The organism is Nitrobacter sp. Nb-311A, from assembly GCF_000152905.1.
Lineage (GTDB): Bacteria > Pseudomonadota > Alphaproteobacteria > Rhizobiales > Xanthobacteraceae > Nitrobacter.
This window is the reverse complement of sequence record NZ_CH672416.1, coordinates 458482-478908: the sequence shown is the minus strand read 5'-3', so window position 1 is coordinate 478908 and position 20427 is coordinate 458482. Positions and strand designations below refer to the sequence as shown.

The 20427-nt window shown below is 61.0% G+C and carries 15 protein-coding genes; 6 read left to right on the top strand and 9 right to left on the bottom strand.

The window, feature by feature from the left end:
- Positions 1-214: 214 nt before the first annotated feature.
- Complete coding sequence (locus NB311A_RS11225; RefSeq protein WP_245256982.1) at positions 215-2611, top strand: TonB-dependent siderophore receptor; 2397 nt, start codon at positions 215-217, stop codon at positions 2609-2611.
- A gap of 38 nt (positions 2612-2649) precedes the next feature.
- Here the strand turns inward: NB311A_RS11225 and NB311A_RS11220 are convergent, their stop codons facing one another.
- From NB311A_RS11220 to NB311A_RS11190, 7 genes are all read right to left on the bottom strand, one after another.
- Positions 2650-3528, bottom strand: a complete 879-nt coding sequence (locus NB311A_RS11220; protein WP_131522910.1) for a hypothetical protein — start codon at positions 3526-3528, stop codon at positions 2650-2652.
- Between the two features lie 216 nt (positions 3529-3744).
- Complete coding sequence (locus NB311A_RS11215) at positions 3745-4641, bottom strand: ABC transporter substrate-binding protein (RefSeq protein WP_040674935.1); 897 nt, start codon at positions 4639-4641, stop codon at positions 3745-3747.
- 5 nt (positions 4642-4646) lie between these two features.
- Positions 4647-5429, bottom strand: a complete 783-nt coding sequence (locus tag NB311A_RS11210) for an ABC transporter ATP-binding protein (RefSeq protein WP_009798666.1) — start codon at positions 5427-5429, stop codon at positions 4647-4649.
- On the bottom strand, positions 5426-6445 hold the full coding sequence (locus NB311A_RS11205; RefSeq protein ID WP_040674932.1) for an iron ABC transporter permease: 1020 nt from the start codon (positions 6443-6445) through the stop codon (positions 5426-5428). Before NB311A_RS11205 ends, NB311A_RS11210 begins: the two co-directional genes overlap by 4 nt.
- A gap of 332 nt (positions 6446-6777) precedes the next feature.
- Positions 6778-7062, bottom strand: coding sequence for a hypothetical protein (locus NB311A_RS11200; protein WP_009798664.1), 285 nt, complete (start codon positions 7060-7062; stop codon positions 6778-6780).
- A 123-nt stretch (positions 7063-7185) separates the two neighbouring features.
- Positions 7186-8535, bottom strand: coding sequence for a HAMP domain-containing sensor histidine kinase (locus NB311A_RS11195; protein ID WP_245256981.1), 1350 nt, complete (start codon positions 8533-8535; stop codon positions 7186-7188).
- 189 nt (positions 8536-8724) lie between these two features.
- Positions 8725-9399: a response regulator transcription factor gene (locus tag NB311A_RS11190; RefSeq protein WP_009798662.1), complete on the bottom strand. Its 675-nt coding sequence runs from the start codon at positions 9397-9399 to the stop codon at positions 8725-8727.
- A gap of 295 nt (positions 9400-9694) precedes the next feature.
- On the opposite strand from NB311A_RS11190, the gene NB311A_RS11185 reads away from it, so the two are divergent.
- The 3 genes from NB311A_RS11185 to NB311A_RS11175 all read left to right on the top strand — a co-directional run bounded on the left by NB311A_RS11185 (position 9695) and on the right by NB311A_RS11175 (position 15715).
- Positions 9695-10951, top strand: coding sequence for an efflux RND transporter periplasmic adaptor subunit (locus NB311A_RS11185; RefSeq protein WP_009798661.1), 1257 nt, complete (start codon positions 9695-9697; stop codon positions 10949-10951).
- Positions 10952-10969: 18 nt separating this feature from the next.
- Positions 10970-14122 (top strand): efflux RND transporter permease subunit, encoded by a 3153-nt coding sequence (locus tag NB311A_RS11180; protein WP_009798660.1) that lies wholly within the window; start codon positions 10970-10972, stop codon positions 14120-14122.
- 126 nt (positions 14123-14248) lie between these two features.
- Positions 14249-15715, top strand: coding sequence for an efflux transporter outer membrane subunit (locus NB311A_RS11175; RefSeq protein WP_009798659.1), 1467 nt, complete (start codon positions 14249-14251; stop codon positions 15713-15715).
- A 182-nt stretch (positions 15716-15897) separates the two neighbouring features.
- On the opposite strand, the gene phaR is transcribed toward NB311A_RS11175, so the two are convergent.
- Entirely contained in the window at positions 15898-16494 is a 597-nt protein-coding gene (phaR, locus tag NB311A_RS11170; RefSeq protein WP_009798658.1) for a polyhydroxyalkanoate synthesis repressor PhaR, read from the bottom strand.
- 301 nt (positions 16495-16795) lie between these two features.
- Between phaR and NB311A_RS11165 the strand changes: the two genes are divergently transcribed.
- Entirely contained in the window at positions 16796-17974 is a 1179-nt protein-coding gene (locus tag NB311A_RS11165; RefSeq protein ID WP_009798657.1) for an acetyl-CoA C-acetyltransferase, read from the top strand.
- Between the two features lie 145 nt (positions 17975-18119).
- Positions 18120-18845 (top strand): acetoacetyl-CoA reductase, encoded by a 726-nt coding sequence (gene phbB, locus NB311A_RS11160; protein WP_009798656.1) that lies wholly within the window; start codon positions 18120-18122, stop codon positions 18843-18845.
- 219 nt (positions 18846-19064) lie between these two features.
- Here phbB and NB311A_RS11155 read toward each other — a convergent pair whose 3' ends face one another.
- Positions 19065-20423, bottom strand: coding sequence for an MFS transporter (locus tag NB311A_RS11155; RefSeq protein WP_009798654.1), 1359 nt, complete (start codon positions 20421-20423; stop codon positions 19065-19067).
- Between the last annotated feature and the right edge of the window lie 4 nt (positions 20424-20427).

Here is a 20427-nt window from a genome sequence, read left to right as displayed (position 1 = left end):
TTTTTGTGAGATTGGCGATCCTTCTCAGTCCTCAGTGATAGGGCGCGACGTTCGTATTCAGCGGACGCGTGGACCCTATAGCGTTTTCGACACCGGTTCGCGTGAAGAAGCGGTGAAGATTCCGGGGCTGAGCGGGGCGTTGCAGATGGCATTTCGACTGGAGGCGGTAAAGAGCAGGCAGGGGACTCCCTTTGCGGCTGGAAGGCTTCGCCGCATGACCTCGTGGTTGCTGGCTTCGACGATCCTCTGCTGCGCGGGCGCGAGCTTGTCATCTCCGTCATTTGCGCAACAACCGGTGCCTGCCTCAGCGCAGAGCCGGGCCGTCCAGTTCTCGATTCCCGCTCAGCCGTTGCCGGCGGCGCTCGATGCCTTCATTCGCGCGACGGGCTGGCAGGTCGGTTATTCTACCCGCCTCACTGACGGTCATCGCTCGACTGCTGTGAACGGCATGATGCCGCCGGCTCAAGCGTTGCGGACGTTGCTGGCCGGCACCGGAATCAATCTTAGGCTCACCGGGACCAATACGGCGACTCTTGTCGCGCCAAACTCTGTTGCAGCCGGCGGCGCGGCTCCATCAGGCGCGATCTCGCTCGACACCATCGACGTGCAGGGCGAGACCGCGTGGGGGCCGGCGAACGGCTTTGTCGCCAGCCGCAGCGCCACCGCCACCAAGACTGACACGCCGATCGTCGAGGTGCCGCAGTCGATCTCGGTGGTGACGCGCGACCAGATCGAGACCCGGAGAAACCTGACTCTGAACGAGACGCTGCAATACACGCCAGGCGTTTTCGCCGGGACCGGCGGACATCAGCACAGCGCACCGCAGTTCCAGATCCGAGGCTTCCAAACAACTCCGCTGAACGGGGCATTCTACTTGAACGGGCTGCGCTCGATCGGCAGTGGCGATCTCGAGCCCTATGGGCTGGAGCGCGTCGAGGTGATGCGCGGGCCGGCATCGGTTCTCTATGGTCAGGGTCAGCCCAGCGGAGTCATCGCTCTCGTCACCAAGCGTCCGACTGAACAGCCCTTTCACGAAGTCCGGCTTCAGGGCGGCAGCTTCGAGCAGAGGGGCGGAGCATTCGATTTCGGTGGCCCGATCAGGGAGGATAGGACGCTGCTCTACCGCTTCACCGGCCTGCTGCGCGAGGGCGGCAACGGCATCGACTTCTCGAACGACAAGCGTGCGTTCCTCTCCGGGGCGGTGACCTGGCGTCCGACTACTGCAACGGAAATCACAGCTTTCGGCCTGTATCAAAAAGATCAAGGCAAGTGGAACTTCGGCCTCCCCGCAAGAGGAACGGCGCTGCCGAATCCGAACGGGAGAATTCCGATCACGCGCTACATCGGGGAGCCCGCCTTCGATTATGACAACACGGAGTCGACGGCCGTCGGGTACAATCTTGAGCATCGCGCCACCGATGGCCTGACCTTCAGGCAGAATCTTCAATACGGACGGCAGGTCTGGGACTATCGCTACGTCTCGCCACGCAGTGTGCAGGCCGATTTGCGCACGCTCAATCGAGGTGGGGCCCAGAACTACAGAACCTGGGACTCGTTTGCGGTCGACAACCAGGCGGAGTTGAAAGCCAACACTGGTCCTCTGCGTCATACCGTGCTGTTCGGCGTGGATTATCGGTGGGGTCAGATCACAAACGTAGGTACAGATAGTGGCGTCGTGGGTCCGATCGATGTCTTTGCACCGATCTATAATACTGGCGTCTTTATGCCGCCTGCCGACTATGGGACCCAGCAAACTCTAAACTACACTGGCATCTACCTTCAGGATCAGATCAAGCTCGATCGATGGATAGTGACCCTGGGGGGACGCTACGATTGGTCGGACCTCAAGACCGCCGACATCTTTAACGCCAACGGTCCGAGTACCAATCAGATCGCCAGCGCCTTCACCAAGCGGGGCGGGCTGGGCTACGAATTCGACAGCGGGGTAGTCCCTTACATCGGCTATTCCGAATCCTTCCTGCCCGTTTCTGGAACGACGTTTGACCAGGTGCCGTTCAATCCGGAGACCGGGAAACAATATGAGGCCGGTATCAAGTACCAGCCGAGGGACACGAATTTACGGTTGACCGCCGCGGTTTACGATTTGCGGCGCCAGAATGTCACCACGGCAGATCCGGCTCATCCGGGGTTTTCAATCCAGACCGGTGAAATTAGCTCGCGTGGCTTCGAGTTCGAGGCGGTCGCCAGCCTGACCAGCAACCTCAACCTGACCGCCGCCTATGCCTATAATGACGCACGGGTGACCCAAAGCAACGGCGCCGACCTCGGCAAGCGCCCGTTTCGATCACCGCCGCATCTTGCGTCGCTATGGGCCGACTACACCATCCGCGATGGTGCGCTGAGCGGGCTCGGCTTCGGTGGCGGCATACGTTATGTCAGTGCCAGCGCCGGCGATTTCCTCAACACCTTCGAGGCACCGGCCTACACGGTGGTGGACGCGATGGCCCGTTACGACATCGACAACTGGCGCTTCTCCGTCAACGCCACCAACTTGTTCGACGCATACTACGTCGCGGCCTGCTTCTCGACCACGCAATGCAATGTCGGCCGGACGCGCACCGTTCTCGGCACCGTGACCTATCGCTGGTAGCTGCCCCGCTATGGATCGCATCTCCGCGCGCCGATCAATCACCGCGTGTAGTTGTAAAGAGCGCAAAATCCGCTTCCCTTATGGTCCATCCCGATGGCATCGGAACCGGGTGGGATCTGGCTGCCATTGTAAACCTTGAGATAAAGGTTTGACGAACTGTCCAGGCTCTCTGTTCTTTCGTCCCTGCCATAGACCACGAATGTTGGTGGTTGCTGGCCGCACAACAGATTATTGTTCTTCAATACGGGATTCTCGCGTTTTACGAGCCGCAAGACCCCAGGCTGATCGGTGCTGGTCAATTCGAGCGTCGTCCCGTTTTCAAACCGAATGCCCTTTGCCGAAATCTGGATGTCGCCTGTGATTGCCGTGGCCGTCGTGCTCGCGGCAGTCCATGAGTCGCGGGGTGATGCTGCCGGCGCGGTTGCGAAACCGCAGACCCGTTGCATGGTTCCGGCGGCTTTCGATGAGCCTTGAAGCTCGAAGGAAAAAGCGGCTTTCCCGCGTTCATTGCGAACAGTCAGCATATCGCCACGACCGAAGGCGACAACAAAGGCGGGCGAGAGAAGTCCGGTGATGCCCCACGATTCTTCCCCGGCGATATAGTGCAGGCCGCCCGCGAACCGTTCCGTCCCGGCCTTTCCAGTCACCTCGAACGTGACCGGTTCGCTTTGATCGTCGATCTTTTGAAGCGCGTCGCCTCGATAGGACGAGAACGTCCCGGTGAATCCTGCGCCAAGTCGCTTATTGCATCCGCCGAGGAAGACCGTATGGCCGTCCGTGGCTGTCTTGCTGACTTGAACGGCCGGCGAACCGGCATCAGGAAATGCGGTCCACGCCTCCTTTGCCTGCACGGAAGAACAGAGGCCGGGCGCGATCAAGAGAAATGCTGCTGCTGAAGCTGCGAAGGCTTTCCCCACTATATACTCCCTACCGAAATTCCAGAGTATGATCCGATCAAGTTGAATCAGACCATGTTCGGGAAGTTATTGTCTGGTCGCATTTCTTGTGGCGAACTGGTCTCCACTTCGCCGGAAAATGCTCTCGGTCACGGACCACCGAGCCGAGTGAGCGACTGTATAGCTGGAAATGCTCCGGGGGAGCACCGGGGGCTAATGCGCTCTCCCGGTCGATTTCTAGTCTCCGATCCGTTTCAACTCCGCGACCAACCGGTCCAGCGCGTCGGCAAGCATCGGCCCGCCGCACACCGTGAGATCCTCGGGAATCAAGATGCGCCGCGACGGCGGATACAACTTCTCCAATGCCGGGTGCAGCAGCAGCGCGCTGCCTTCGTCCTCGGCGACGTTGCGGCCATCGGATATCAGGATGAAATCCGGCCGGGCGGCAACGATGGTTTCAAGCTTGGCAAACCCGCCAAACGTAATGCCAAGGCCGGATGCGGCGTTCGACAACCCGGCGACCGAGAGTAATGCGCTGGCGAGGCTGTCGTCGCCCGATACCCAGCCGCGCCGCGACAGCGCCAACACCCGATAGAGCTTGCGCGACGCCGCTCCCCTCGCGCGGGCAATGGCGGCGTCGAGCCGCGCGATCTGGATTTCCGCGCGATCCGGATGGCGGACAAGATCGCCCATCCGGCGGATCTGCTCCTTCACGTCATCGATCGATTTCGCGACATCGAACGCGACCACGCGCATCCCTTGCTGCTTCAAGAGCTCTCGCGTCGCGCGCCTGGTGTAGGGGGTGGCGACGACAATATCGGGTCCGAGCATCAGCACGTCCTCCGCCTCGCCGGAGAGCCGCCGATATTTCTCCGCCTCTTCAGCAGCGTAGGAGCGCGCGGCATCGCGCGAATAAGGGCTGAGGCCGACGATCTGGACGGGGTCGGCGAGCGTCATCAGAAGCTGATCGGTGCATAGATTGATCGAGGCAACCCGCAGCAGGTCGGCGGTGTATGCGGGCATGACGATTTCGACGGTCAGGACCAGAGCGGCGGCAAGGCTGCTGCTTCGCCGTGCGGCGGAACCCGCGCCGATCGCCTTGCGAAAGCCACGCAACCGCGAAAGCCGCAACATCGCGATCAAACTTCCGCCCACGGCACGAGGACGATCTCGCGTTCATGGTCGGCACGATAGGTTCTGATGCGAAAGACCTCGGCCATGATCGCCTCCGAGAGCGCGCCGGCAGGCGGTCCCTGCGATACCAGCCGTCCTTCGGACATCACCAGGACAATGTCGGCGAAACGCGCCGCGAGCCCAAGATCATGCGTCACCACGACAACCAGCGTTCCGTTGTCCGCCGTTGTTCGCAGTTTGATCAGGATCTCGATCTGATAGCGCGGATCGAGCGATGCAGTCGGCTCGTCGGCCAGAAGCACCGGCGCTTCCGCCGCCAGCACCCGCGCCAGCGCGACACGGCTGCGCTCGCCGCCCGACAAGTCCGTCACGCGGCGATCGCCCAAATCCATCACGTCCGCCATCTGCATCGCCCGCATCACGGCGGCGGCATCGTGGCCGGTCAGCCTTCCGGGATCGCGCGCGCCGTGCGGGTAACGTCCAAGCGCCACGACATCCCTGGTCGGCAGCGGCCAGTGGATCTGGTGACCCTGCGGCAGATAGGCGAAACGGCGCGCGCGTTCCTGAAGGCCGAGAGAGGATAGCGCGTTGCCGCAGATCTCGATCGTGCCTTGCGAGGGCAGCAGGCCCGCCAGCGCCCGCAGCAACGTGGTCTTGCCCGCGCCGTTCGGCCCGACCAGCGCGACAAGGTGCCCGCCGGGCAGTGCCATCGAGATGTCGTTCAGGACGAGCCTCTTGCCAAGGTGTGCGGAGAGCGACGATGCGACGAGAACAGCGTCCTCGCTCATGCCACCCCTCCACCCAGCGCCCGCCGCTCGCGCACGATCAGGTAGAGAAAAAACGGAACGCCGAGGAGCGCGGTCAGGACGCCGACCCTGATGTCCGAGGTCGAGGGAATGACGCGCACCGCGATATCGGCCGCGAGCAGAAGCGCCGCCCCGGTCAGCGCGCTCGGCACCAGCAGCCGCGCCGGGTCGTAGCCGATCAGAGGGCGCATCAGATGCGGGGCGACCAGTCCGATGAAGCCGATGGCCCCGGCTACCGCGACCGCGCCGCCTATGCCAAGCGCAACGCCGACAATCGTCCACATCCGCAACCGGCCAATATTCACTCCCAGACTGAGCGCGGCCTCTTCACCGAGACTGAGGGCACGAAACGCATGACGCTGGTACATCAGAATCACGGCTCCCGCGACAATGAAGGGCAGCGCCAGCGCCACATGCCGAAAGCTGCGGTCTTCCAGCGATCCCAGCAGCCAGAATGCAATCTCCAGCGCGGCGAAAGGGTTACTTGAGAGGTTCATTGTCAGCGACGTCGCCGCGCCGGCAAGAGCGGAAATCGCCAGCCCGGCGAGGATCAGGATCAGCAGGCTGGTATCACGCCCCGCAATCACGAGCAGCACGAACACTGAAGTAAATGCAGCCAGGATCGCCGCCGCCGGCAATGCGAAGGAATGAATATCGGCCCATCCCAGCGCGATCACCAGCACCGCGCCGAACGCCGCCGCCTGCGGCGCGCCGAACAGCGAGGGCGATGCCAGGGGATTGCGCAGCAGTCCTTGCAGGGCGGCGCCCGACAGACCGAGAATCGCGCCGATGGCGATTGCGAGGACCGCGCGCGGCAAACGAATGTCCAGCACAATGATCCGCTGGACTTCGCCGCCGCCGCCAAGCAAGGCATGGAGAACCGTTGACGGCGATAACGCCACAGGGCCGATCCCCAGCGATACCAGCGTCAGCACCGCGACACCCGCACACAGCGTCAGCGTCACGATCGCTCGCTGGCGGCTGGCGACGGTCACCATGTGGCGTTGGCCGGCTCGGCAGCGCCGTTCGCGAAACCCATGACCATCCCTTTCCGCTGAACCGACGTCGCGCTGAAATGCATCATCGGCGGGTCGCTTGGTTTGCGGTCCTAATTCGCGTTCCGCATATGCACGGATGAGCAATAGAGCATGATCCGATCAAGTTGAACCGGACCATGCTCTAGAAATTGTTGGCCGCATGTTGTTCCGGCGAGGCGGCGTCCACTTCACCGGAAAATGCTCTCATGAGTTGCCAACAAGCACAGCAGAAGACCCTGCGCAACCGCGTACGTTTCCGTGGGTTGCAGCTCGTTGAGAGCGCGCAATTGACGTTAGAATTGCGCGAGATAGCGGGGCAGTTCCTGCTCGAATTCCGGGAAGTAGCGGGAAATCACGGAAATATCGAAGCGGGCGAGGATCGACTCCTTGGGCTCGCGGTCGAGCAGGAAGCGAAAGGCGGCTTCGATACAACGCTCCGGCGTGTGCTTGCCGCCGGTCAGTTGCTGGCATTTGACTTCAGACATCGTAACGGAGTGGCGAGTCTCGCCCTTTCCTTCGCGCACCACGACCTCGAAACTGAGTGCGCCGCCGTCATCCACTCGCTGAACCGTGATCATAGCTGCTCCCGTATCGAAAAACCGTTCGTCTCCGCCTCATCGTCCTGATATCGCGCGGTACGGCATTGGCCGCTCTCGATCCGCTTGGAAGGTCAGGCTTTCTCCGACCCGATAGACTGGTTGTCACAGCGTCCTATCATCACGCCGGAAGCGCATCGTGAACTTGGCGCCGCGGCCAGGAGCATCCTCGACGGCGACGCTTCCCTGGTGCGCTTCTACGATTTTCTCGACGATCGATAATCCCAGGCCTGCGCCTCCGGCCGTATGCGGCGATCGCCGCCAGAATCGTTGAAAAATGAATTCGCGATCCGCCCATGGCACGCCGTCGCCGTTGTCGATGACGCTGATCGAGCCATCCGTGCTCACGATGAGCTCGATGCTCGTACCCTGGGGGGTATGGTGAATAGCGTTTTCAACGAGATTTCGTGCCGCGCGGCGGATCATCTCCGCGTTTCCTTTGACGAGAACGGGCTCATCGGCGCACATCAATTCGATGCTCTTCCCTTGCTTCAGCGCCAATGGCGCGATGAATTCCGCAACCTCGACGCAAACTTCGTGAAGATCTGCAATCTCCTCCGGATCGACCACGGCGGTCTCGAGTTCCGTCGCGTCGAGCAGCTGGCCGACAACACGGCTCATGTTATCGACGTCCCGACCCAAGGCATGGCTTGCCTCGCTATGCGGCAGGGTCTCGATCCTGGTGCGAAGGATGGCGAGCGGCGTTCGTATTTCATGCGCTGCATTGGCGGCAAACTCGCGCTGAGCGAGAAAGCCATGCTCAAACCGATCGAGGGCCTGATTGACGGCTTCCACGAGCGGCAGAATTTCGGGAGGCATGTCGTCGGTAGGCAGGCGGACCTCAAGACGCGTGGGACTGATATGCTTCGCTCGGCTGGACGCGCGATGCAGCGGTCTGATCGCGAGGCGGAAGATGACGATGTCGGCGGCAAGCAGGAGAAAAAGAACCGGAACGATGATCCATACAACCTGCCGGAGGAAGCTGGCCAGGATATCGTCGACGACGACATCGCTATGCGACAGCTCTTCTGCCACCTGTATCCAGACTGGGTAGCCGCCGATATCCCTGCGCACGCTGGCGCCGGTGATCGTTTTGGCGCCGCCCCGGGTCAGGGCCTTGTGCGGGACAATGCCGTTCGCGTTCGGATCGATGGCGAATAGTGCATTCTTGCTGGGACTCGACGAGAAGATCACCGACCCCGTGTCGTCAATGATCGCGTATTTGTAGCGGCCATAGGCTTCCGAATACTGATCGCGTGCGCTATCGGGGAGGTGAAGCGACCATCCTCCGCCCGGGCGAGGCTCCAGATGGCGGGCGAATATCTCGATTTGGGCCGCCATCTTGTGCAACTGAAATTTGGCGACATCCGATGCCAGCGACCAGTGCAGGACGGAGCGCAATACAACCGCCGCGATGACGATCGCGACAACATGAAGAACGACAATGCGCGACAAAATTGATCTTCGCAGCGGCATCTAGTGTCCCGATTCCGAAGTTCGCATACCTTGAAGTAACCTTTGATGCGAGCTTCGAAATCAAAGGGACACGAACAACTTTATAATTCTGGCGTGGTTTAGGTTCAGGTTCAGAAGTTCGCCTGGCAGACTCGCTGGACGCTGAAAGCGAACCTCTGAACCACCACACTAGTCACTTTCCATCATCACATAGCCGACACCGCGAATGGTGCTGATCTTGACCTTCGCACCAATGTCCAGGAGCTGTTTGCGCAGACGATGGACATACACCTCGACCGCATTGGAGGCGACATCTCCGGTCAGTCCGAAGATCTGATCTTCGAGAAGTTTCTTGGAAACGACGTTACCCTTGCGGCGCAAAAGCAACTCGAGCACCGCGATCTCCCGGGCGGACAGGTTCTGAGGCTTCATGTCGACGAAAGCTTGCCGACCTTCGCTATCGAAGGTCACGTTGGCGAGCTTCAGCGAACTGCCGAGCAACTGTCCCGGCCGCCTGAGCAGTGCTTCGAGCCGCGCCACCAACTCGTCAAAGGAAAAGGGTTTGACGAGATAGTCGTCTGCTCCGCTTCGAAGCCCGCTGACCCGGTCCTCCACGCCCCCGCGCGCCGTGAGTACGAGGACGGGGAGGGGATCCTTGCGATGCCGCAATTCACGCAGGATCGAAAGTCCGTCCCCATCGGGCAGACCGAGATCCAGGATCAATGCCGCATAACGCGTCGTTCCCAGTGCGCTGAAGGCGTCGGCGACGTTGGTGAGGAGATCGATTTCGTACCCAGCCGCCTGCAATCCCTTCGCCAGAAGATCGGCCAGTTCCTCACTGTCCTCGACGATCAAGACTCTCATGGGTGCGATCGCTCCCTGGTCCCTGCCGTTGCCTGGAAAGGCAGGCGCCGGTGTCATTCGGCTTGCGGAAGCCTAGCTGTAAGCTAGGTGTAATGCGCCTGTCATGGCGGTCGTTGTAAGGCTACCGTAAGACGCGACTTCTATAATATAGCGCTCGCCGGACGAGAAGTTATCGCCCTTTCGGGAGCGATCGCCTGGATGGGCAAGGCCTTGGACCAGTATTGAAAATCGTTGGTTCCTGGAGGACAGACCGCCCTTCCAATTCGGCCGGGCGACGGGAATAGGATACGGTATCATGCGCCGTTTGGCGTCATTCTGGCGAGCGTGGTCGGTTCCGCGCGTGGTCATCGGCCTGTCGATCGTGTTCGCCCTTGCCGTAACGGCGGCCATCGTCCTGAAAGTCGATCGCGGCAGCGCCGCCCGCAGTTCAGAGCTGGACAGCGAAATCAAGCGGCCTGACGGAAAGCTGCGTTTGACCGCATCGCAATGGGGTACCGTGACGGTGCAGCCGGTCGAGCAACACGTATTCCGTTCCGAATTCCGTACCGAGGGAAAGATCGCGCTCGATCAGAACCTGTCAACTCGCATCTTCGCACCGTATGCGGGCCGTGTGACGGAATTGATGGTCTCCTCCGGGGATCGCGTTGAGAAAGGCCAGCTTCTCTTCGTGATCGCGGCGGCCGATTCCGTGGATGCCCAAAAAGATTTCGTCGTCGCGCTGACTACCCGGAACAAGGCGGCGTCCCAGGTCAACCTCGCGCAGATCGTCGAGCGAAGAATGTCGAGCCTGGCCAAGGATAAGGCCGCGTCGCAGAGAGAATGGCAGGAAGCTCAGGCCAATCTCACGGCTTCGGAGAACGATTCCCGTTCAGCGGAAGTTGCACTTCAGGCTGCGCGCAATCGGTTGCGGCTCGTTGGAAAAACCGACGCGGAGATCGAAGCGTTCGAGAAGACGGGCGCGCTCACTCCCGATGCTCCGGTTTACGCGCCGCTGGCCGGAACCGTTCTGCAACGCAAGGTCGGGATCGGGCAATATGTCAATGCCGGGGCAAGCGACAGCGATCCGGTATTCCTGATCGGAGACACGTCGAAAGTCTGGATCGTGGCCTATGTCCGCGAGACCGATGTCGCCAAGGTGCAGATCGGCGAGCGCCTGGTGTTCAGGGTCATGACGCAGCCAGACCGTGTGTTCGAGACCCGGGTTGACTACGTCGCTCCGGGAATCGACCCTGACAATCGGCGGCTTCTGGTCCGCGCCACCGTCGATAACACGGACGGACTCCTCAAACCCGAGATGTTTGCGAGCGTCACGATTGTTGACAGCGACGGCGAGCCAATGCCGGCGGTGCCTCTTGAGGCGGTGATCTATGAAGGAAGCAACGCGCATGTCTGGGTCGTCGGCGACGATCAAAGCGTCGAATTGCGCCAGCTCAAGTTGGGTCAATCAAGCGGACAGCTGATCCAGGTGCTCGACGGGCTCCGTCCGGGCGAGAAGATCGTCACGCGCGGCAGTTTGTTCATCGACCGGATGGCGGTCGCCAAACAGACCTGACGAATGCGGTAGCTCGCCATGATCAATCCGATCGTCGCGTTTGCGTTGAGGCAGCGCGTTCTGGTGCTGGTTCTCTTCATTATGACCTTGGCCGGTGGGATCGCCGCGTTCAAGGTCCTGAACATCGAGGCCTATCCCGATCCTGTTCCGCCCATGGTGGACGTAATTACTCAAAGCGCCGGACTCTCGGCCGAAGAGATCGAGCGCTACATCACGATTCCGATTGAAACGCAGCTGTCCGGCGTGCCGAACCTCCGGGTCATGAGAACTATCTCTCTTTACGGACTGTCGGACGTCAAACTGCAGTTCACCTATGCCTATACCTATGATGAGGCGCTCCAGCAGGTCCTCAACCGTTTGGCGCAACTCTCCGGATTGCCGGAGGGCGTCCAGCCCACCATCAGTCCCGTTAGTCCGGTCGGCGAGATTTATCGCTACAGGCTTGTGGGTCCGCCTGGCTATAGCGTACTCGATCTGAAGACGCTTCAGGATTGGGTCCTGCAGCGCCGCTTCCGCTCTGTGCCTGGTATCGTGGATGTCATTGGCTGGGGAGGGAAAACAAAGACATTCGAACTGCAGGTCGACCTCGATAGGCTTGTCGCCTACAGATTGACGCTGCCGCAACTGTTGCAAACGCTGCGCGGAAGCAATCTGAATGTCGGCGGAAATATCGTCAATCTGGGCACGCAGTCGGCAGTTGTGCGTGGTGTCGGGCTGATACGGTCGAGCGATGACATCAACAATACCATGTTGACGCAAGCCGGTGGCAATCCTGTCCTGGTCCGGGACGTTGCGACGGTCATCATCGGGCACCAGCCTCGCCTCGGCATTGCCGGCCAGGACAACGACGACGATATTGTCGAAGGCATCGTTCTGATGCGCCGCGGCCAGCAAAGCACTCCGACCATCGAGCGGTTGAAGGCCGAAGTCGAGCGTATCAATACTTCCGGGATTTTGCCGCCCGGCGTGCGAATTGAGCGCATTTACGATCGTCAGGATCTCATCAACACGACGACGCACACCGTCTTGCACAACATGACGGTCGGCATTCTGCTGATCTTTGCATTGCAGTGGCTGTTTCTCGGGAATCTTCGCAGCGCGTTGATCGTGGGTGCGACGATTCCGTTCGCATTGTGCTTCGCCATCGGGATTATGATCCTGCGCGGCGAATCCGCTAACCTGCTATCGGTCGGCGCAATCGATTTCGGTTTGATCGTCGACGCCACCGTGATCATGGTCGAACGAATATTCCGGGAGCTTGGGCACGGCGCCCATAGGACTTTTCCTGAGGATGGCGACGCGTCCGGACTACACGGAAAGCTTCTCGCGATTTATATTGCGGCTACCGGCGTCAACCGCTCGATCCTGTTCGCGACCGGCATCATCATTGCGGGGTTCATCCCGCTTTTCACCATGAGCGGCGTCGAAGGGCACATCTTTGGCCCCATGGCCAAGACTTACGCCTACGCCATCGCGGGAGGCCTGCTCGCAACCTTTACCGTGACACCGGCGCTCAGCGCACTTCTGCTGCCGGAGCATGTTCGGGAGACGGAAACCTGGCTGGTGCGCACCCTTCACCGTTTCTACAGTCCGGCTTTGCGAGTCACTGTCGCGAACAGAAGGTTGACGGTTGCTGTGACGCTGGCGGTGTTCATTCTGGCGGGGATCGCGATACGATTTCTGGGGCTGGAGTTTCTTCCCAAGCTGGAGGAGGGCAATCTGTGGATACGCGCCACCATGCCGGCAACGATCTCCCTTCAGGAGGGAAATGGCTACGCCAACCGGATGCGCAAGTTGATCCGCAGCTTTCCCGAGGTGGATACGGTCGTGACGCAGCATGGCCGCCCCGATGACGGCACGGACGCCGCCGGCTTTTTCAATGTCGAGTTCTTCACTCCGCTAAAGCCGGTCAGTCAGTGGCGCCATGGCGTGGACAAGGAAAAGCTGACCGAGGAAATCCAGGGGCGGCTCAAGACGGAATTTCCGGGAATCGAATTCAATTTCTCGCAGTATCTGCAGGACAACGTGGCCGAGCAGGTGTCGGGTGTTAAGGGCGAGAACTCGATCAAGGTGTTCGGCAATGATTTGCAGGAACTGACGGACACAGCCGACAAGATCAAGGCCGTGCTCGAGAGGGTTCCGGGTGTGACGGACCTTGGCGTTTTCACGTCGCTTGGCCAGCCGACGATCCAGATTGATATCGATCGTGAGCGTGCCGCACGCTACGGACTGTCACCGGGTGATATCAATTCGATGATCCGGACGGCTGTCGGCGGAGAGTCCGCGGGCGACGTTTACGAACCGGGAAGCGATCGCCACTTTCCGATCGTCGTGCGGTTGGCTCCGCAGTACCGTCATAGCGCAGAAGCCATCAGCAAGCTGACGATCGGCGTATCGGGGCCCAAAGGAATAACGCAGATTCCGTTGGGCGAGGTCGCGCGCATCCGACTTGTGAGCGGTCCTTCATATATCTACCGGGAACAACAGCAACGTTACCTGCCGATCAAGTTCAGTGTTCGTGATCGCGATCTAGGCAGCACCATCAAGGAAGCCGAACAACGGATTGCGCAGGACGTGCAACTGCCTGCCGGAACCCAGCTTCAATGGGTCGGCGAATTCCGCAATCTGCAGGAAGCGATCGGGCGTTTGCAGATTGTCGTGCCGTTAAGCCTTGGCGTTATCGGGTTACTGCTATGGATCAATTTCACATCCATATGTGACACGTTGCTGGCGTTGAGCGTCATTCCGATGGCGGTGATCGGTGGGGTCTTCGCGTTGTTCGCTACGGGCATTCCTTTCAGCGTCTCGGCCGCCATCGGCTTTATCGCACTGTTCGGTATTTCGGTGATGAACGGGATTCTGATCCTGTCGCAATACAATCAGTTTATTGAGTTGGGCCTGGAGCGGATTGATGCGATCATAAGAGCAGGAGAGGCTCAAATGCGCCCTGTCCTGATGACCTGCGTAATTGCGGGCATCGGCTTGCTGCCCGCCGCTATGTCGACCGGAATCGGATCGCAGGTGCAAAAGCCGCTGGCTGTCGTCGTGGTCGGCGGAATGATGCTGGCGCCACTGGTGATCCTCGTCGCGCTTCCGGCCCTCATTGCGCTGTTTTCCCGCCGAAAAACGGTAGCCGCCGCTCCCGATTCGGCGTTCGAACCGGCAGAATAGCAAGTCGGTTCGTGTGAGCCGTGGTTGAAGGGGCATTTCGTGCGGTCAAGCCAACAGAATGGATCGGGGGGACATTCATCGAAACCAGGATGGGGGCTTGTATTCCCCCATGGGCGATTTTTCGTCGTGGCGTTCCTGGCTGCCGCATCGTCTGCGCTGTCGGGCTGTGCGGTTGGACCTGACTTCAAACCTCAGGCGCCTCCCGAAACCTTCAGATATTTGTCCGATCCCGCCGGCGATCGCGTGCCGGGACATCCGGTCGTACGCGCGGCGGAGATTCCTCCCCAGTGGTGGGAACTGTTTCGTTCGCCCGCGCTGAACCGGATTGTGGAGGACGGCATCGCGCACAATGCCGACCTCGCCGCTGCGGAGGCCGCGGTCAGGGTGGCGCAAGCCAACGCGCTGGCCCAGCGCGGTGCGCTGTTTCCCAGCGTGACGGGAGGCTTCAATTCCTCGCGCCAGCAGGTGCCGGTCGATCTGCAGTCGCCTCTTGAGTCGAACGCCCACCTTTTGAGTCTGCACACCGGCCAAGTGACCGTGTCGTACCTTGCCGATGTGTGGGGAGGGACGCGCCGTCTGGTGGAGTCCGCGGATTCGCAAGCTGAGATGCGCGCGTTCCAGCGCGAGGGGGTCTATCTGACATTGGCCAGCAACATCGCGCTTGCGGCGATCGAGGAAGGCCGGGTGAGGGGCCAGATCGCGGCGACCCGTCGCGTCCTTGGTTTGCAGGCCGAGGTTTTGAGGTTGCTGCGACGGCAACAGGAGCAGGGACAGATTGCCCAGACGGATGTCGCGGCGCAGGAGACCGCGGTTGCGCAGACCCGACTGCTGTTGCCCAATCTCGAAAAGCAGCTCGCGCAACAGCGTCATTTGTTGTCATTCCTGACCGGACGTTTATCGAGTGACGCTCCTAAGGAAACATTCGATCTCGGGTCATTTCGAATGCCCCGCCGTTTACCTCTCAGTCTTCCGGCCGATCTGGTAAGACAGCGTCCTGATATTCAGGCTGCCGAAGCGAACCTTCATGCGACCAATGCAATGATCGGAGTGGCGATCGCCAATCGTCTTCCGCAGATAACCTTGGTCGGAAATGGCGGCTCCGCGGCTGCCAAATTCGCGCAATTGGCGACTCCGGGCGCGGCGCTCGGGATGATCGCCGGCAATGCAGCGCAGACGATTTTTGACGCAGGAACGTTGGCGAACAAGCAACGTGCGGCGGAAGAGGAAACCAATCAGTCACTCGCTCAATATCGCAGCGTTGTTCTCGCGGCTTTTCAGAACGTCGCGGATGTCTTGCGGGCCCTTCAGGCGGGCACCCGTGCGATCAGCGCCGCGACCGACGCGGAACGATCGGCGACAGAGAGCATCACGCTGGTGCGTAAACAGGTCGATCAAGGACAGATCAGCGTGCCGCTTCTACTCGCCGCGCAGCAGGCGTATCTGCAGACCTCGCTCGCGCGTCTCGATGCGCAGGCCGCGCAACTGGCGAATACGGTCGCGTTGTTTCAAGCGCTTGGCGGGGGATGGTGGAACAGAGACGATCACAAGCAAGCCGGTTCAGGTCCCGTACCCATGAAACGCGATTCCGTTTGAAGCCATTGCGCGACGGCGCTGATGACTGGAACGGGTAGGGCCATCGGTTATGAAAATTGCAGCGTATGAAAATCGTAGCGGCCGCGAGTGGTCTTGTCCGGCAATGGCGGCGGAGTTCAGCCCCAGGTATTCGAGGTCGGTGGCGTCAGCCTCGTCTGTTCGATCAGGGCCGCGGCCCCCGCTTATTCCTTCTTCGGATCTTTCGACATCCGTTCCAGGCGGTCCTGCATCTCCTTCATCTGCCGGCGAAGATCGTCGATGGTGTCGCCGGGATCGGGAGAATCAGGCGTTTTCTCCGGCTCGGGCGCAGCGGTCCCGTTGCGCGGCGGCACGAATGGCTTGAACATCGAGAAGGTGCGCTCGAAAAGTTCCATGTTGCGGCGGACATGCTCTTCGAGTGGCGCGAAAGGAGTGCCGCTGAAGCTGCTCGTCATCTGCTTGCGAAACTTTTCCTGTTCGCGGGTCAGCATGTCGATCGATCGTTCGAGATATTTCGGCACCACCATCTGCATGCTGTCTCCGTAGAAACGGATCAGTTGCCGCAGGAACGTGGTCGGGAGCAGGTTCTGCCCCGCCTTGTTCTCCTGTTCGAAAATGATCTGCGCCAGCACCGAGCGGGTGATGTCGTCTCCAGTCTTTGCATCGAATACAAGAAAATCTTCGCCCTGCTTGACCATCGCCGCGAGATCTTCGAGCGTCACATAGGTGCTGGTGCCGGTATTATAGAGCCGCCGGTTCGCATATTTTTTGATTGTCGTTGGTGTCTCTGATTTTGCCATAGGTCTCACACGTCCCTGCCTAGGACAAGAAACCCCGCCGGCGTCCACGATGGGGTCAACACGTAACGCATTGCAGCAAAATAAGCACTTTCGGTACGCTTCGGCTACCGTTTTATAAAAAACAGTTAATTCCAAAAGCATAGAATGGAAGTGCTCACGATTGTGTACGGGTGCAACTTCCAACCCTTGGCGCAATTGACACACTCTCGTGAGACCAACAGGATACATTTGAGAAGAATCCGGGCCACCCGCGCGGCCGTCGCCATCGTATTTCAAGTCTCTTAAGCTCCAGGAGGTGTCCATGTCAGACGATGTCGTTATCGTCAGCGCCGCCCGCACGCCGGTGGGAAGTTTCAACGGCGCGCTTGCCACGACGCCGGCCCACGCTCTCGGCGCTATCGCCATCAGGGCCGCGCTGGAGCGGGCGGGAATCGAGTCCGGACGGGTCTCCGAGGTCATCATGGGCCAGATTCTGACCGCGGCGCAGGGCCAGAATCCGGCGCGTCAGGCATCGATCGGCGCCGGCGTTCCGGTGGAAAGCCCGGCCTGGGGCGTCAACCAGCTCTGCGGCTCGGGCCTGCGCACTGTCGCCCTCGGCTATCAGGCCATCCTAAACGGGGATTCGGAGATCGTCGTCGCCGGCGGACAGGAATCCATGAGCATGGCGCCCCATGCGCAGCACCTGCGCGGCGGCGTGAAGATGGGCGGCATTGAGCTGATCGACACCATGATCAAGGACGGGCTGTGGGATGCGTTCAACGGCTACCACATGGGCAACACCGCCGAGAATGTCGCCCGCCAGTACCAGATCACCCGTCAGCAGCAGGACGAATTCGCCGCCGCCTCGCAGAACAAGGCGGAGGCCGCGCAGAAGGCAGGCCGCTTCAAGGATGAGATCGTGCCGGTCACGGTCAAGAACCGCAAAGGCGATATCGTCGTCGATACGGACGAATATCCGAAGGCTGGCGTGACAGTCGAATCGATCGCCAAGCTGCGGCCCGCTTTTGAGAAGGACGGCACCGTGACCGCGGCCAACGCGTCGGGGATCAATGACGGCGCGGCGGCCGTGGTGCTGATGTCGGCGGCGCAGGCTTCGAAAGAGGGCAAGACTCCGCTTGCCCGCATCGTCTCCTGGGCCCATGCCGGGGTCGACCCCAAGATCATGGGCACCGGCCCGATTCCGGCCTCCCGCGCCGCGCTGAAGAAAGCAGGCTGGGCGATCGCGGACCTCGACCTCATCGAGGCCAATGAGGCCTTCGCCGCGCAGGCCTGCGCCGTGAACAAGGATCTCGGCTGGGATACCTCCAAGGTCAATGTCAATGGCGGTGCGATCGCCCTCGGCCATCCGGTCGGCGCCTCGGGGACGCGCGTGCTGGTGACCTTGCTGCACGAAATGCAGAAGCGAAACGCCCAGAAGGGCCTGGCCACGCTATGCATCGGCGGCGGCATGGGCATCGCCATGTGCGTCGAGCGCGGCTGATCGGCGACGGACGCTTCAAATGACGTCGGTCATCGCAGTTCGTATTGAGAGTGAAATGCCCGGTCACGAGCCGGGCATTTTTAATCTGCAAGTTTTTTTTGGATGGTCGTGACGATTTCGGCCTGCTCTCAGGGAGGACGACGCAATGGCAAGGGTGGCACTGGTGACGGGGGGAACGCGCGGTATCGGCGGCGCGATCAGCAGAGCGTTGAAGGCGACTGGATACAATGTCGCGGCGAGCTATGCCGGCAACGATGCGGCGGCGGAGAAGTTCAAGGCGGACACCGGCATTCCCGTCTACAAGTGGGACGTCGCCTCGTTTGAGGCCTGCGCTGGCGGCATCAAACAGGTCGAAGCCGACCTCGGCCCCATCGAGGTGCTCGTGAACAATGCCGGCATCACCAAAGACGGCGCCTTCCACAAGATGACGCTTGAGCAGTGGAGCGCCGTCATCAACACCAATCTCGGCTCGCTGTTCAACATGACGCGCCCGGTGATCGAGGGGATGCGCGCGCGCAAGTTCGGCCGCATCATCAACATCTCCTCGATCAACGGCCAGAAAGGCCAGTTCGGCCAGGTGAACTATTCGGCGGCGAAGGCCGGCGAAATCGGCTTCACCAAGGCGCTGGCGCTGGAGAACGCCAAGAGCGGAATCACCGTCAATGCGATCTGCCCGGGTTACATCAACACCGAGATGGTGCAGGCGGTGCCAAAGGATGTTATCGAGAAAAGTATCCTGCCTCAGATTCCGGCGACCCGTCTGGGCGAGCCTGAGGAGATCGCGCGCGCGGTGGTCTTTCTCGCCGCCGACGACGCCGGCTTCATCACCGGCTCAACGCTCTCCGTCAACGGCGGACAGTATCTGGCGTGAAGAGCAACGCATAGTTGGACAGACCGCTTCTCTCCTTCCCCCCGCGAGGGGAGGAAGGAAGACATCATGACCGTCGCCGCCATGCTGATCGCGGGGGGCGGCTTGATCGCGGCGAAGGACATGATCCGGAAATAGCGTTTTCGAGCGAAGTGGGTACCGGTTCGCGTAAAGAAAACGCGTCAAAAAATAGACCTGGAGCCAGCTTGTTGAACCGCCGCCCTACGCCTGTAGCGCGGCAAAGTGTCCGCGCCGCTGCAGCCACGCCAGCAGGAACAGGCTCGGCAGCGCCACCAGCATGCAGATCACAAAGAACAGCGGCCATCCGGTGGCCTTGGCGACAAATCCGGCGCTGGCGGACAGGTAGGTCCGGCCGACCGCGGCCAACGCCGTTAGCAGCGCATACTGGGTGGCGGTGTGCAGCGGATTGCGGCACAGCGCCGACAGATAGGCGACGAAAATCACCGTGCCGATGGCGCTGGTGAAATTCTCCGCCGTAATGGCGAAAGCCAGCGCCCACTGATCGACGCCGACTATCGCCAGCCATGAGAACGACAGGTTCGCCACCGCCTGCAAAATGCCGCCGATCCACAGGCTTGCCGCCAGCGGATAGCGCCGCGCCAGGAAGCCGCCGGCAAAACCGCCGATCAGCGTCGCGGCCAAGCCAACGCCCTTGACGATGGCGGCGTAGTCGTTGCGGGTGAAGCCGAGGTCGATGACGAACGGCGCGGTCATCGTGCCGGAGAACGCGTCGGTGAACTTGAACAGCACGATGAAGGCCAGGACCGCGAACGCATCCTTTCTCGCGATGAACTCGGAGAATGCGCCGATCGCGGCGTTCATGACTCGCGCGAAACCGCCCTTGGCTCGCGTTGCCAACTCGGCGCGCACGGATTGCTCCGGCTCGGTGGCGGCCAGCGCCGTGATGGTGCCGATCAGCACCATCGCCGCCATGCCGACATAGCCCCACGCCCACGCCGAGGCACGGACCAGGCCCGTCCCTTCGAGCGCGCTGACGAGGAAGAGAGCACCAGCGGTGGAGACCAGCATGCCGATGCGATAGGCCGCCACGTAGGCGGCCATGCCGGCGGCCTGCTCGCTCTCCGGCAGGCTCTCGACGCGAAAGGCATCGACCACGATGTCCTGCGTCGCCGATGTCGCCGCCACCAGAAGTGCGCCGAGCGCGACGAACCACGGTGCTTTCGCCGGGTCGGTCGAAGCCAGCAGCAGGATCGCCGCGATCAGCAGCAGTTGCGAGAACACAAGCCAGCCGCGCCGGCGGCCGAACTGCCGCGTCAGCAGCGGAACGTGCAAGGCATCGACCAGCGGGGCCCACAGAAATTTCAGCGTATAGGGCGTGCCGACCAGCACGAACAAGCCGATCGCCCGCAGGTCGATGCCGGATTCGGTCATCCAGATCTGCAGCGTGGAGCCCGACAGCGCCAGCGGCAGGCCGGATGAGAAGCCGAGCATCATGACAATGAGGACGCGCGGTTGCAGATAGACCGCGATACTCTCGCGCCATGACGCGCGGGAGGCTGCGTCGGATATTGTCGGGGCGGCGGCGTCCGGAACGGTCATGCGG

What these genes read in the sequence shown, in the direction of transcription:
- NB311A_RS11225 (WP_245256982.1), top strand. Translation starts at nt 215, where the DNA reads ATGACCTCGTGGTTGCTGGCTTCGACGATCCTCTGCTGCGCGGGCGCG.
- NB311A_RS11215 (WP_040674935.1), bottom strand. Translation starts at nt 4,641, where the DNA reads ATGTTGCGGCTTTCGCGGTTGCGTGGCTTTCGCAAGGCGATCGGCGCG.
- NB311A_RS11210 (WP_009798666.1), bottom strand. Translation starts at nt 5,429, where the DNA reads ATGAGCGAGGACGCTGTTCTCGTCGCATCGTCGCTCTCCGCACACCTT.
- NB311A_RS11205 (WP_040674932.1), bottom strand. Translation starts at nt 6,445, where the DNA reads ATGGTGACCGTCGCCAGCCGCCAGCGAGCGATCGTGACGCTGACGCTG.
- NB311A_RS11200 (WP_009798664.1), bottom strand. Translation starts at nt 7,062, where the DNA reads ATGATCACGGTTCAGCGAGTGGATGACGGCGGCGCACTCAGTTTCGAG.
- NB311A_RS11190 (WP_009798662.1), bottom strand. Translation starts at nt 9,399, where the DNA reads ATGAGAGTCTTGATCGTCGAGGACAGTGAGGAACTGGCCGATCTTCTG.
- NB311A_RS11185 (WP_009798661.1), top strand. Translation starts at nt 9,695, where the DNA reads ATGCGCCGTTTGGCGTCATTCTGGCGAGCGTGGTCGGTTCCGCGCGTG.
- NB311A_RS11180 (WP_009798660.1), top strand. Translation starts at nt 10,970, where the DNA reads ATGATCAATCCGATCGTCGCGTTTGCGTTGAGGCAGCGCGTTCTGGTG.
- phaR (WP_009798658.1), bottom strand. Translation starts at nt 16,494, where the DNA reads ATGGCAAAATCAGAGACACCAACGACAATCAAAAAATATGCGAACCGG.
- NB311A_RS11165 (WP_009798657.1), top strand. Translation starts at nt 16,796, where the DNA reads ATGTCAGACGATGTCGTTATCGTCAGCGCCGCCCGCACGCCGGTGGGA.
- phbB (WP_009798656.1), top strand. Translation starts at nt 18,120, where the DNA reads ATGGCAAGGGTGGCACTGGTGACGGGGGGAACGCGCGGTATCGGCGGC.
- NB311A_RS11155 (WP_009798654.1), bottom strand. Translation starts at nt 20,423, where the DNA reads ATGACCGTTCCGGACGCCGCCGCCCCGACAATATCCGACGCAGCCTCC.